The following is a 13,786-nucleotide window of genomic DNA, read 5'->3' as shown; positions in this document are numbered from 1 at the left end:
GCGACTCACTCATAACGTAGCGCCTCCGCCGGCTGGGTGCGCGCGGCACGCCAGGCGGGATACAGGGTGGCGAGGAAACTCAGGACCAGCGCCGCACAGCAGACCATGACCACGTCCTGGCTCTGCACCTGCGACGGCAGGTAATCGATGAAATACACGTCGGCTTTGAGAAACTTGTGGCCGATCAGGCCTTCAAGCGCCGAGATCGCTGCGCTGACGTTGAGCGCGGCGAAAATCCCGACCACCGCGCCGATGGCCGTGCCGACCACGCCGATGACCGTGCCCTGGACCATGAAGGTGCGCATGATCGTGCCCGGCGTGGCGCCGAGGGTGCGCAGGATCGCGATATCGCCTTTCTTGTCGTTCACCACCATCACCAGCGTGGAAATGATGTTGAACGCGGCGACCGCAACGATCAGCAACAACAACAGGCCGATCATGGCTTTTTCCATGCGGATGGCCTGGTACAGGTTGCCGTGGGTGCGGGTCCAGTCGCGGGCGTAGTAGCGGTCTTCGCCCAGCTCGCGGGCGATGCTCCACGCCTCACGCGGCGCCTGGAACAGATCGTCGAACTTCAGCCGCAGGCCCTGGACCTGGTCCGGTTTCCAGCGATGCAAGCGCGCCAGGTCCTGCAGGTTGGTGATGCCCACGTAACCATCAAGCTCACCGGCGCCGACATGGAAGATGCCGACCACGGTGAAGCGCTTCATGCGCGGGAACATCCCGGCGGGCGTCACAGTGACCTCCGGCGCCACGAACGTCAGCTTGTCGCCCACGGCCGCACCGAGCTTGGCCGCGGCCTTGTCACCGATGACGATGCCGAATTCGCCCGGCGCCAGGTCGTCGAGTTTGCCCTGCAGCATGAAGTTGTCGATGATCGACACCTGGCGTTCCTGCGCCGGGTCGATGGCATTGAGCAGGATCTTGTTGACCTTGCCGTTGTTGGTCAGCAAACCCTGCATTTGCGTGAACGGCGCCACGGCCGCTACCTGCGGGTTCTGCTTGACCTTGGCGGCCAGGCCTTGCCAATCGCTGATCGGCTCGCCGGATTCGATGGTCGCGTGGGGCACCATGCCCAGCACGCGGGTGCGCATCTCATGATCGAAGCCGTTCATGACCGACAGCACCACGATCATCACGACCACGCCAAGGGCGAGTCCGATCATCGAGGTCAGGGAAATGAATGACACAAAATGATTGCGACGCTTTGCACGGGTATAACGCGTGCCGATAAATACGAAGAGAGGTCTGAACATGTCGGGGCTTGTTCGGAGGGAAAAGGAACGTCCTTGTGGCGGGGGTCGATAACCAGCTTTACACTCAGACCACCGCCGCTACCATGGGTTCGCCATGTCGACATTAGATGAAGAAGATCGCCGCGAATACTACCGTATCGAGGACATGATCGCACTGGAAATTCGGCCCCTGTCCGCCCTTGAAGCCGCAGGGCAGGAAGTGTTGCAGGATGCTTCCCCGCTATTCAATCTGCTCAGCGAACTGCACCTGAGCGAATTCGAGTCGCAACACCTGCTGCGCCAGATCAGCGAGCGCGACCGCAACCTCGCAGCGTTCCTCAAATCCCAGAACAAGCGCATCGACCTGCTCAGCCAGGTGATCGCCATCACCGTGCTCGGGCAGATCGGCGTACCCCAGCCGGTGATCATTTCCGAAGGCGGCATCGACTTCCAGCACCCGACCCCCATCGCCGCCGACGCGCGCCTGTCGATCAAGCTGGTGCTGATGCCCCAGGCCCTGGGCCTGTTGCTGCGCGCACGCGTCACCCACTGCGACCGCAAGGGCGAGGGCTTTGATGTCGGCACCGAATTCGAACACTTGACCGATGCCCAGCGACAACTGTTGGCGCGCTACATTTTGCAAAGGCAGGCCCAGGAACGACGCCTGGCCCGCGAACTGAACGAATCAGGCATTTAAATTAAGGAACGATCGTGACCCTCATCTACGGCCACCGCGGCGCCAAGGGCGAAGCACCGGAAAACACCCTGACCAGCTTCCAGCAATGCCTCAAGCACGGCGTGCGCCGTTGTGAACTGGACCTGCACCTGTCCATGGACGGCGAGCTGATGGTCATCCACGATCCGACGCTCAAGCGCACCACCGACCGGCGCGGCAAGGTCGTGGAGCACACGGCGGCAGAGCTGGTGACCTACGACGCGCGCAAGGGCGGACCGGGCTGGATCACGCCGTGCCCGATTCCAACCCTGGAAGAGCTGTTCGAGAAATGCGATTTCGAGCACTGGCAGCTGGAAGTCAAGAGCGCGTCACGCACCCGCGCCGCCACAACGGTGCTGGCGATTCGCGAAATGGCGCAACGACATGGCCTGCTGGACAAGATCACCATCACGTCGAGTTCACGGGAAGTATTGAAGGCGGCGCTGGACCTGGTGCCGGACGTGTCCCGCGGACTGGTGGCCGAATACGCCTGGCTCGACCCGTTGAAGGTTGCGCAAGGCTATGGCTGCGAGATCCTGGCGTTGAACTGGACCCTGTGTACGCCGGAACGCCTGGAGAAGGCGCAGCGCCAGGGGCTGCATGTGTCGGTGTGGACAGTCAACGAACCCGCGCTGATGCGCAGGCTCGCTGATTTCGGCGTTGACAGCCTGATTACAGACTTTCCCGGTTTGGCCACTGCCACGCTCGAGAATTGCTGAAATCGGTCTCCCCGGCCGGCTCAGGCCACCGGCCGGAGCCGCTCAAAAAAGCCGGTTGAGGCCGTCGTACGCGGCAACCCGATAGGCTTCGGCCATGGTCGGGTAGTTGAACGTGGTGTTGACGAAGTACTTCAAGGTGTTGAGCTCGCCGGGCTGGTTCATGATCGCCTGGCCGATGTGCACGATCTCCGACGCCTGGTAACCGAAGCAGTGAACGCCCAGCACTTCCAGGGTTTCACGGTGGAACAGGATCTTGAGCATGCCTTGCGGCTCACCGGCGATCTGCGCCCGCGCCATGCTCTTGAAGAACGCCTTGCCCACTTCGTACGGCACCTTGGCCTGGGTCAGCTCCTGCTCGTTCTTGCCGATCGAACTGATCTCCGGAATGGTATAGATCCCGGTCGGCACGTCATTGACGAAGCGCCAGCTGCCGTTGTCGACAATGCTGCCAGCGGCCGAACGGCCCTGGTCGTGGGCGGCACTGGCCAGGCTCGGCCAGCCGATGACATCGCCCGCGCCATAGATGTTCTGGATGCCGGTGCGGTAGTTCTCGTCGACTTCGATCTGGCCACGACTGTTGACCTTCACGCCGATGTTTTCCAGGCCCAGCTGATCGGTGTTGCCCGTGCGGCCGTTGCACCAGAGCAAGGCGTCGGCCTTGATTTTCTTGCCAGACTTAAGGTGCAGGATAACGCCGTTGTCCACGCCTTCGACGCGGTCGTACTCTTCGTTGTGGCGAACGGTGATGTTGTTGTTGCTGAAGTGGTAGCTCAGGGCCTGGGAAATTTCCGAGTCGAGGAAGCTCAGCAACTGACCGCGGTTATCCACCAGCTCGACCAGTACACCCAGGCCACTGAAGATCGATGCGTATTCGCAACCAATCACGCCGGCACCGTAGACGATGAGTTTGCGCGGGGTGTGGCCGAGGCTGAGGATGGTGTCGCTATCGTAGATACGCGGGTGATGGAAATCGATGTCGGCCGGGCGATAAGGGCGCGAACCGGTGGCGATGATGATGTGCTTGGCCACCAGTTTTTCCACCACGCCGTTGGCGCAGACCACTTCGATGGTTTGCTCGTCGGCGAAACTGCCGGTGCCGAAGAACACGTCGACGCGGTTACGGGCGTAGTAGCCGGTGCGCGAGGCGACTTGCTTGGAAATCACTTTCTCGGCGCTTTTCAACACGTCCGGGAACGAGAACCAGCGCGGCTCACCAATGGCCCGGAACATCGGGTTGGTGTTGAACTGCATGATCTGCCGGACCGAGTGACGCAGTGCCTTGGACGGGATGGTGCCCAAGTGAGTGCAGTTGCCGCCGACCTGGCGACGGCTATCGACCATCGCCACCTTGCGCCCTGCCTTGGCGGCGTTCATTGCCGCGCCTTCCCCCGCCGGGCCGGAACCCAACACCACCACGTCGTAGTTGTAGACAGCCATGCGTACTCCTCAGAACAGGCCGCGGCACCAGCGGCACCTGCGGCTAAATCACGCCAATCTGTGGCATGAAGGAACAATTTGGGGTCCATGCAGAACCCGGACACAGTCTATAGAAGCGTCAACGCCGCGCACATTAACCCTTGGTCGCGTCGTAGGCTAGTTTTGCCTGCACTACAACGCCAGGTTTCAATGCCCGAATCGCCGCAATCACTCGGTTTTCCTGCCACTCAAACGCTCAAAGGCGTGACTGCTGCGTGTGACGAAACCTGTATCGGCACGCATCACAAAAAATGCGCCGATGTCGTGTTTTTCCGCGTAGTCCCAACCCTGCTCCGGGCCGAGAATCAGCAACAGCGTCGATAAGCCATCGGCCATCAACGCTGAAGGATGAATCACCGTGACAGACGCCAGGTTGTGTGAGACCGGTAAACCTGTGCGCGCATCGAGGGTGTGGGAAAAGCGCTGGCCACCCTGCACGAAATAGTTACGGTAGTCACCCGAAGTCGACAGGCCATAACCGTCGATGGCGATGATGCGCTCGGCCACCTGTTGATCGTCGCGAGGTTCTTCCACAGCGATGCGCCAGGCGGTGCCATCGAGTTTCCTGCCGGCGGCCTTGAGTTCACCGGTGGCTTCGGCAAGATAGTCGTGGATGCCCATGGCCGTGAGCTTCGCGGCAATCGTGTCCAGCGCATAACCGGCGGCGATACTGTTGAAGTCGACTTCCACGGCGGCGTCCTTGCATAGCTGCTCGCCATCAATGCGCAGATGATCGTGACCGACACGTTGACGCACCTCGGCCAGCGCCTGTGCAGTGGGGATTTTTTCTTCACGGGCCTGTGGGCCGAACCCCCAGAGATTGAGCAGCGGCTCGACCGTCAAATCGAAAGCGCCTGCACTTTGCATGGACAGCTGCTCACCCACGCGGACCAATTGCAGGACCGACGCAGGCATTACCCGACAGTGGTTGGCCGGTAATGCGTTGAATTGCGCGATGTCCGAGTCGCTGCGATAGGTCGATAAGTGCCGGTCGACCTCCGCCAGGATCTTCTCGACCTCGACCTGGACGTCTGCCGGGGCAGGAAGACCGGCGTGACGCACGTACTTGACCGAATACGTGCTGCCCATGGTTGGACCGCCGAAGCTTTCCAGGGAATCGCCATTGCCGCAGGCGGACAAGGTGCCGATCAGAAACAAAAAAACGACCCGCCACCTATTCAACAAATCCCTCCCATCATTTCCGGACACAACGTCAGGCTCAGGCATTATGCGATACAAATGTGGGAGCGAGACTTTGTGGCGAGGGGATTTATCCCCGTTGGGCTGCGAAGCGGTCCCAAAAACAGCACTCACAATGAATCAGTTAAACCCCATGCAACGTTTTTTACGACAGCTGCGCTGCCGAACGGGGAAAAATCCCCTCGCCACAAAGCCTCGCCCACAGGGATTTGCAATGTGATTGCGCGCCTCAACGATCCGCCATCTTCAACGATTGACTCCACCCTCCCCCCAGCGCCTTGTACAACGTCACCTGGTTGATCTCCCGCGCCAACTCCAGCTGCGCCCACTTCTGCTGTGCATCAAACAATGAGCGCTGGGCATCCATGGTAGAAAAATAGCTGTCCAGCCCCGACTCGAAACGCAGGCGCGACTGCCGGTAGGCTTCCTGATAATCCCCGACCAGTTTTTTCTGGAACTCGACTTGGGTGAGCATTTCCTGCCGGGCGTTCAAGGCATCGGCTGCTTCTCGAAATGCGTTCTGCACCGTGGCTTCATAGGCCGCCGCCTGGCCGGCGAAGCGGGCATGACTCGCGTCCACTTGCGCCCGCCGCGCGCCCCCGTCGATCAAGGGCAGCGAGCCGGCCAGCGCCACCGACCAGAACTCGGCCGGACCACTGAGCAATTGGGAAAACTCCCCGGTCAGGCTGCCCAGCGCCGACGTCAGGGAAAAAGTCGGGAAGTACGCCGTACGGGCCGCGCCGATATCTGCGTTGGCTGCACGCAACTGCGCCTCGGCCGACATGATGTCGGGCCGCCGCTCCACCAGCGCCGAAGGCAAACCCGCCGGCACGTCCAGCGTCGCCAACTGCTCACCCAGGGCGCCGGTCGGCAGCAACCCCTGCGGTACCGGTTGCCCCACCAGCACCCGCAGCGCGTTCATGTCCTGCGCCACTTGCATGCGATAGGTGTTGACCTGCACCGCCGCCGTGTTGGTTTGTGCATCTGCCTGGTGGACATCGATCCGCGCACTGGAACCGAGGTTATAACTCTTGCGCAACAGCTGCCCGTAGCGGTCCTGGGATTGCCAGGTGTTCTGCGCAAGGTCGAGCAAATGCTGATTGGCCTTGAGGCTCAACCAGGTGCTGGCAACTTCGCCGATCAGCGCCAGCCGCGCCGTTTGGTAATCCGCCTCGGACGCTTCGAACCGTGCCCCCGCGGCATTACGCTGGCTGCGGATACGCCCGAACAAGTCCAACTCGTAGGAGGTAAAGCCGGCCGTTGCCTGATAGGTGTTGGCGATGCTGCCCGCCGTATCGCCGCCTCCCGGTGTGCGCACCAATGGCGGTAACTTGCTGCGACCGGCGTAAGTGTCGATGCCGATCGTAGGAAAAAGCCCTGAGCGCGCACTGTCATACCCGGCCCGCGCCTCCTCGACGCTGGCCGCGAACTGTCGCAGGCTGCGGTTGTTGGCCAGGGCCATGTCAATCAACTGGCGCAGGCGCTCGTCGACCACAAAACCGCGCCAATCCTTATCGAACGCCTGCTTGCCGTTACAGCATTCACCGGCCGTGTTCGCCGGCCACTGCTGGTCGATCGGTGCCTCGGGTTTCTCGTAGGTCGGTTCCAGCGAGCAACCGCCAAGCAAAAACAAGGTCATGAAACATGAGGTGGGTAGGCAATGGTTCATGGCGCGCACCTAAAAACGTTGGCCGAGCAAAGCTCGCAAGGGGGAAAGAAGCAACGACCACAGACCCGACCGTTCGACACTGATGTGCGGCACAGCCGGTTTGCGCGAAGGAACACTGATCGGCCGCCACCGAGGCGGCGAGAAATGGGTCGGCGTCTTGAGCGGCTTGACGGAACGCGGCGCCAGACTTTTTTCGCCCAGTAGCGAGCGCTGCAGCAAAGTGCCAAAGGCCTGTGCCGGCTCGGCCTTGCTGACGACATTGATGGTCGCGTCGCTGAACAACCGCGCGATCAGGCGCTGGCGCACCCCTTCATCAAGGTCGGCGAAACGCAGGCCCAATTGGTCCTCGCCGTGATTGCGCATGACTTCGACATCGAGCCAACCCAGCTTTTCGATCCAGATCTGACCGCACAGCCCCGGCTTGATCGAGGCAGCGAAGGCGCAATTGAGCGACGCGCCACTAAGGGAAATATCCACCAGGCGCCCCGCCAGGACCTTGCCGCCGAAACGAAACCCGGTGGGTTTATCGAATGGAAAGCGCTCTTCGCCATGCAAGCGTGGGCGGTCGACACAGGCCACCAGGGTCGCGAGGTTGTACACCAGCGCAACCACCGTCCAGCAGAGATTGAACAGCATGTTGCCGTCGAACGAGGCAGCCGTGCTGATGGCGATATAGGCGCCAAACTGCGAAAGCAAGGTCAAGGCCAGGAAGAACCCGAACAGCTTCCAATGCACCATGGTTTTCGTCCGGTCGAGGCCCTTGGCGGTGACTTTGAACGGGCGCCCGAACGGTCGGATCATGGCGCTGGCGATGGTGGCAGTGACCGCCAGCGAGGCAACGATCTGCGTGACCTCGGTGAAAATCGGCAAGGTCCGCCGGTCCGTCACCCAGGTCCCATAGCCCCAGAACGCAATCAGCGCCGGCATGCCGAACGCCAGGAAATCCAGCGGATTGGCGTAGAACCCAGCGATGCCGAAGTACCAGTACAGCACCGGCGACACCAGCATCATCAAGATGAAGGGTTTGGAAAACCAGTGCATCAGCCCATGGATATAGTGCAGCCGGTCATTGAGCGTGTAGCCGCTGCCGCGCAACGGCCCCTCCTTGAGCAATGCCACCTGGATCGTGCCCAGGCACCAGCGCCCACGTTGATTGATGTACTCGGTCAAGCCTTCGGCAGACAAACCAATGGACAGACGCTCATTCAACCAGCGGGTGACATAGCCTTTTTGCAACAAACGGTAAGTGGTGTAGATGTCTTCACACACCGAGCCTGTAGGAAAACCGCCGATTTCGGTAATCATATCGCGCCGCACCACGAAGGACGTGCCGACACAAAACGCCGCATCCCAGCCATCCTTCGCCGGCTGGAACACATCGAAGAACACCCGTTGCTCATCCACCCAACAGGCCGACGTGCCGAGGTTGTGCTGGATCGGATCGGGGTTGTAGTAGAACTGTGGCGTCTGCACCAGGCCGACCCTGGGGTCGTCGAACAGCCCGAGGGTGCGCAGGAGGATCGGCTGCTGCGGCGCAAAGTCGGCATCGAGCACGAGGATGTACGGCGCATTGCTGAGGGCCGCCGACTGACGCAGACCGTTGTTGAGGTTGCCGGCCTTGGCGTGGGAGTTGTCGGGGCGCCGCGCATACTGCACGCCCATTTGCGCACAGTAGTCGCGCAGCCAGTCGCGGCGAGTGTCGTCGAGTACCCAGATGGTGAAGTTCGGGTAGTCGATGGCCTGGGCGGCAATAATGGTTTTTTCGAGGATTTCCAGGCCTTCGTTGTAGGTGGCGATGAAGATGTCCACCGCAGGGACCGCGCTGCCTTGTTCTCTGAGTCGGCGTTCACCGGCATCGGCATCTGTGCGGTGATCCGTCCGACAGAGCATCACGACAATGGAAAACAGCGTGTAACCAATCGCCAGCATCTCGAAGAACAGGAAGGTGTAAGCCCACACCGTAGCGAATCCGGAATGCCCATCGGGCAAGGTGTCGCGAATCCGCCAGGCCGTATAATTGATCAGCAGGATGGCGGTGATGGCACCGAAACCGACCCGCGCGGCCCATTGATCACGGTGGGTCAGGCAGGTGAACAGAATCACCGCTGCCAGCGTCCAGAAATTGATTTGCAGCAGTTGCAGCGAGTCCAGTGCCTGCATGTCAGTCAGCCTCTCGCAAACCGGTAAAGGGATTGACGCCGGTGGCGGCAATCGCCGCCCACGCTGTAGCGCCCAGGTGAGGCAGGTGGTAGTAGAAAAAATCGTTGCTGACCGAGTCCGGGCCTATGGCCAGCCCGGTACTGATGCGTTCTGCCGGTGTTGCGAACAGCCAGCCGTTGCCGGCCTGCTGGGCCAGCAGCACGCTCCACAACGGTTGCGCCTTGTCACTGAGCCCGCTCGAGCGCGCCACGGCGGCGGCCTGGGCGGTGCCCTCGGTCCACAGGCCATCGGGGTCGCGATTGAAACCGTAACCTTCGCCGGCACGGTGAGCGCGGTCGATGAAGGCGAAAACGCGCCACCAGTCCTTGGGTGGCTCATGCAGGGCGATCAACGGCCAGATCTGCGCGTCCAGCCCCGAGCGCACGCGGTCCGAGGTCTGGCCGTCCGCGCCCGTGCCGATCAGGAAACGCCCTTCCCCGGCGTCCCATTGGCTGGAGACAAACTGCCGGGCAATTTGCGCTTGCTTTGCCGCCTCCTGATTTGGGGCCACCGCGTCGAGTGCCGACCACGCCGCCGCGAGGTCGACATTGTGCTCGGTGGATTTCCAGTTCTGCTGGACCTGCTTGTCAAAGTACCCGTAATAGCCACCGCTGAATCCGGCGGGCGCTTGCCCGTCGTAGGTGTTTTGCTGCGACCAGTGCAGGGCTTTTCGCGCGGCTTCCAGGTAGGACGCCTCACCGCTCTGGCGAAATGCTTCCAGCAGCGCCAATGCCGCCCAGGCTTGATTGCCGGTCGCGCTGCTGACTTGATAGGCGTCCTGGTTCCAGGCATTGCGCTCGACACTCCAATAGCCCGGCAACTTCATCGACGGCGCCGCCACCGGGCCGGCGGCGTAAGCGTTGCGCAGGCGTCCGTCCCGGTACTCCGGGTCATGGCCTGTGGCGAACGCCAATGCATCGGCGATCCGCCGCGCCGATTCAGCCTTGCCGCAGGCAAACAAGGCAATGCTCGCCAGCGCGTTGTCGTAGGTAAACGCCACGCCGCGCAACGCCAGGATCGGCGCAGGCTGGCCATCCAGCGGCGGATAACTGGCTACCAGCACCGGCCCCGCCGGCTGCGATCTCACGGCCTGATCCAGCGCCGCACAGGTCATTGCCGCCAGCTGCGGTCGGACTTGCGCGGCCCATCCGCTTGCCACTCCGGTCATCAACATCAGCCCCACCATCGCTCGCAATAAAATGCTCATGGCCGCGACACCTCGGCACTGGCCCACAATCCCGGGTTGCAGGTCATGGCGCGCTGGCTGTCCGTGAGGTCCGCTGCAAAGGTGCCGACCACGTACACGGAATTTTGCTCGGCATAGGGAAACGGCACGCTGTAGGTATTGGCGCGGATGTCCGAGGCGCTGGACAACAACTGCACCACACTGGCTTTGAGGGGCTGGTCGAGGCCGCGGATTTTCACGGTGAGCACGCTGTCGCGGTCGATCTTGCTGGCCATGCGCTCGGGGAACACCGCGATCACATAGCTCTGCGCGCAATCGGTGGCCCGCAGCAAGGTCGAACCGGCCTGCACCAGCGTGCCCTGGGGCGCCAGCAGTTCCTGGACAGTACCGGGCGAATACGCCACGACGTCGTAGCCGGCCATCATCCGGACGCGGTTCTGCTCGGTTTCGATCAGTTGGTTGAGATTGTCGAGTTCCTGTTGATAGGTCACCCGGTTGCGCGCCTGATTCTCCAGGCTGAGTTTCAGCGTGGTCATTTGCGCGCTGAGATCGAACATGCGCAGTTGATCGGGATCGAGGTACACCTGTTTATTGGCGGCACTGACGTCACCATCGGTGATCCGCAACTGCGAACGCACCGACTCGGCCGCGCCTTGCAACGAAGCCAGCTGCGCTTTCGACGAAGCCACCACCGCACCACTGACCGCCCCCTGGACGAACAACTCGAGATTGCGCTCGACCGTTTCCTGGGCATCGATCAACCGCGCGCTGGCGGCACTGTTCTCGGCTTTCAAGGCTTTTTGCGTGTAAAGCTGGCGGGTGTGAAACGCGGCCTGGTAACGCTGGCTAGTTTTCTCCAGCTCCTCGTAATAACGCTGATCGTGCTCGGCCTGACTGGCCGAAGACGACAGCTGTTGCTTCAGGGTCAGGCGCCGGGTTTGCAGGGTCAGCAAGGTTTCCTGGTTCGCCCGCGGGTTTTCCACCACGGCAATCTTCTGGCCCTGGCTAAACGTCACCCCGGGCTTGACCGCCAGGGAACTCACCACGCCATCGATCGGCGTGGTCAACAGAATCACCGGCGCATTCAGAATCGCCCGGGTGGCCGAGGCCGACACCAGCGGCATGAGCAAGGTCGATAGCAACAGCCAGACGATAAACCCCAGCACCCCCAATCCCACCAGGCGCGGTAACAGCGATAACAACTTCGAGCGTTCTTGCGCCATGTTCGACTCTCCCGATAGACCAACCGCATATCAGCCAGGCAATAGCAAGCCTGACTGCGAAAACACTTTTGGCAGGGTGAGCAAAACGTAAGGGGTCTTTGCACGGCAATTAAGCCGACGCTGATTGATATGATTTTTATTGTGATGGGAGCAGGAATGGGATTCCCGTCTTTTTGGAGAGTTGCTGTGCAGCGCGACTTTCGTATTGCCGAGGCACAGCGGGCTACATCATGGGCGACACTAGATTCAGTGCTTTGGGGTGTCAAGTAAATGAATGGGACTATTAAATGACGTCAAACATGTACCACAGTTCAGATTGGATCCAATATAATGCATTCCCGTAGAATTGAGCGCCAACCTCTTGTTTTTACTGATTCTTTTTATTCTTAATTACGAATTAATATTTGCGGCGGATCTTAGGCAGTTCTCAAATTATGTTTGGAAAGATTAAAATGATATAAGTAAGTCACAACCTTCCCAAGAGTTGGCCTGCATCACACGTCTTTGACGTCCTTCAAGGGCGCGCGTATTTCGTAGTGCATTTCAGCAGGGTGCAAGCGCTTGAAACGATTAATGGAGCCGATGAAGTCGCATAAACTCCTTGAACCGATTTTATGAGCTAGTCGTAATGCCTTTAAGTAAGTGTGAGGCGTAAAACGCTTCACCAGGATGGCTAAATGATGGCAACCATAGGCCACAGTTTGGGGAGCGTCGAGAATCGAAGGTGAATTGGCCAAATTCTGAATGTTTCTACTGATTGCTAGAAGCAAGGAGTGAACGGCTGCTTTTGGCCCAGAGCGTGTAAAAAGCTAGATCCCGTTTCGATCTTCAAGGCGCAGCGGCTGCCCGACTTTGTAGCCTGATCAATGCGCGATGTCTCTTCCTGATGAGCTAAACCGGTCGCGGTAGGGACGGCAGTTACCTGCCGCCCCCCGCACAGATCCGTACGTGCGGAACTACCGCATACGGCTCCTGCCTCGGGTATGTGACGCGAAGCGATCCTCAGGGTAAGGATGTGCATTTCTGGGTCTAGGTATGTAGAGGTCAGCAAGGCGTCCGTAGCGTGACCATTGAAGCCGATTACGCTGGCTGCGACGTTTGACGGCTTGCCGCCATAGACGGCATACCGCCAGACGAAAACCACCCAGACGTATCAGATTTCCCGGCACCGCGTGGTAGTTGAAGTAACCACTCACCACCCGAGTAAGCCATTGCCCTTGAGCCCGGATGGGTTCATGCCGTCGGCGCTTCAGCTCATCCCGAATAGCCAGCAGCGTCGCACGCATTCGCTTCTTGACCGTCAGTCGAAGTATTTGAAAACCACCGCTTCTGTTGGTACTGCAACAGTGCGTGAAGCCCAGGAAGTCAAACGTCTCCGGTTTACCTAACCCTCGCTTCCTACGATTTCTCGCAGCAAAACGACCAAACTCAATCAGCCGTGTCTTCAAGGCGTTTAGGGATAAACCGAACCTGGCCAAGCGTTCCTGCATCCGCACCAGAAACTGCTGAGCCTGCCATTGCGTCCTGAAACCCACCACGCTGTCGTTCGCGTAGCGCACAACAATCACATCGCCACGGGCATGCCGCTGGCGCCACTGCCTTGCCCACAAATCCAGCACGTAGTGAAGATAGATATTCGCCAGCAACGGCGAAATTACGCCGCGTACGATCTTGCATACTTTTCTCTCCGACGTCTGAGCCAGGCGAACTTTCGCTAGCGTTGAATCCAGGATCTGGGTCAATCCGGAACACCACCAAAATTTCGTCCTTGTGAATTTCGACGCGTTTGACCAGGCCGCGAATGATCTCGCGTTTTGTGACGAAATCCACGGTGCCCAATCGGTTATGGACCGCCGCGGCAAACTCTTCGAGACGTTTAATGACCAGAAACAGCTCGCGTTGACCCACCTGATGACGCCGTGACTCCTGAATCTGCTGATCAAGCTGTTCCAGACGACTCTTCAAGTTTCGCATCTTTGGATCAAAGTCCATTTTGTCGATCATACCTTCGGCATAACTATCGATGAGCCGCGACTTGGCGGTCTCAAGGAGTAAGTGCAATACCTGATGTAAGGTGTTGCCATGTCTACCCAATACAAACACTTGAGTACCGAGGAACGCGTCACCATTATGGTGATGCTATTTCAACGACAGACACTGCGAG

General features: G+C 59.9%; 10 protein-coding genes. 2 read left to right on the top strand and 8 right to left on the bottom strand.

Translation table 11 applies throughout. From position 1 onward, the window contains the following. Positions 1-5 precede the first annotated feature (5 nt). Positions 6-1,256 carry a lipoprotein-releasing ABC transporter permease subunit gene (locus CGA21_RS24735; RefSeq protein ID WP_188265240.1) on the bottom strand — a complete coding sequence of 417 codons (1,251 nt, stop codon included), beginning with the start codon at positions 1,254-1,256 and terminating at the stop codon, positions 6-8. Positions 1,257-1,350: 94 nt separating this feature from the next. On the opposite strand from CGA21_RS24735, the gene CGA21_RS24730 reads away from it, so the two are divergent. Further along, entirely contained in the window at positions 1,351-1,932 is a 582-nt protein-coding gene (locus CGA21_RS24730; RefSeq protein ID WP_168757545.1) for a PilZ domain-containing protein, read from the top strand. 14 nt (positions 1,933-1,946) lie between these two features. Continuing rightward, positions 1,947-2,669 carry a glycerophosphodiester phosphodiesterase gene (locus tag CGA21_RS24725; protein ID WP_020798486.1) on the top strand — a complete coding sequence of 241 codons (723 nt, stop codon included), beginning with the start codon at positions 1,947-1,949 and terminating at the stop codon, positions 2,667-2,669. Between the two features lie 42 nt (positions 2,670-2,711). Here the strand turns inward: CGA21_RS24725 and sthA are convergent, their stop codons facing one another. The 7 genes from sthA to CGA21_RS24690 form a co-directional block, all read right to left on the bottom strand. Continuing rightward, a complete protein-coding gene (gene sthA, locus CGA21_RS24720; RefSeq protein WP_020798487.1) occupies positions 2,712-4,106 on the bottom strand; it encodes a Si-specific NAD(P)(+) transhydrogenase in 1,395 nt (464 codons plus the stop codon). A 207-nt stretch (positions 4,107-4,313) separates the two neighbouring features. Further along, the gene (locus CGA21_RS24715; protein ID WP_188265285.1) at positions 4,314-5,297 is read right to left on the bottom strand and encodes an FAD:protein FMN transferase; all 984 of its coding nucleotides are present in this window, start codon (positions 5,295-5,297) and stop codon (positions 4,314-4,316) included. A gap of 277 nt (positions 5,298-5,574) precedes the next feature. Continuing rightward, the gene (locus tag CGA21_RS24710; RefSeq protein WP_151141221.1) at positions 5,575-7,014 is read right to left on the bottom strand and encodes an efflux transporter outer membrane subunit; all 1,440 of its coding nucleotides are present in this window, start codon (positions 7,012-7,014) and stop codon (positions 5,575-5,577) included. 9 nt (positions 7,015-7,023) lie between these two features. After that, positions 7,024-9,174 carry a glycosyltransferase family 2 protein gene (locus CGA21_RS24705; RefSeq protein WP_188265239.1) on the bottom strand — a complete coding sequence of 717 codons (2,151 nt, stop codon included), beginning with the start codon at positions 9,172-9,174 and terminating at the stop codon, positions 7,024-7,026. A gap of 1 nt (position 9,175) precedes the next feature. Then, positions 9,176-10,420, bottom strand: a complete 1,245-nt coding sequence (locus tag CGA21_RS24700) for a hypothetical protein (protein WP_188265238.1) — start codon at positions 10,418-10,420, stop codon at positions 9,176-9,178. Next, positions 10,417-11,622, bottom strand: coding sequence for an HlyD family efflux transporter periplasmic adaptor subunit (locus tag CGA21_RS24695; protein WP_188265237.1), 1,206 nt, complete (start codon positions 11,620-11,622; stop codon positions 10,417-10,419). Before CGA21_RS24695 ends, CGA21_RS24700 begins: the two co-directional genes overlap by 4 nt. A gap of 956 nt (positions 11,623-12,578) precedes the next feature. Then, a complete protein-coding gene (locus CGA21_RS24690; protein WP_411157089.1) occupies positions 12,579-13,241 on the bottom strand; it encodes a reverse transcriptase domain-containing protein in 663 nt (220 codons plus the stop codon). Positions 13,242-13,786: the final 545 nt, after the last annotated feature.

This window comes from Pseudomonas sp. PSB11 (assembly GCF_014596605.1).
In the GTDB taxonomy this organism is placed as follows: Bacteria; Pseudomonadota; Gammaproteobacteria; order Pseudomonadales; family Pseudomonadaceae; genus Aquipseudomonas; species Aquipseudomonas umsongensis.
The sequence above is the reverse complement of the archived record's forward strand: the minus strand, read 5'-3'. Positions and strand labels throughout refer to the sequence as shown.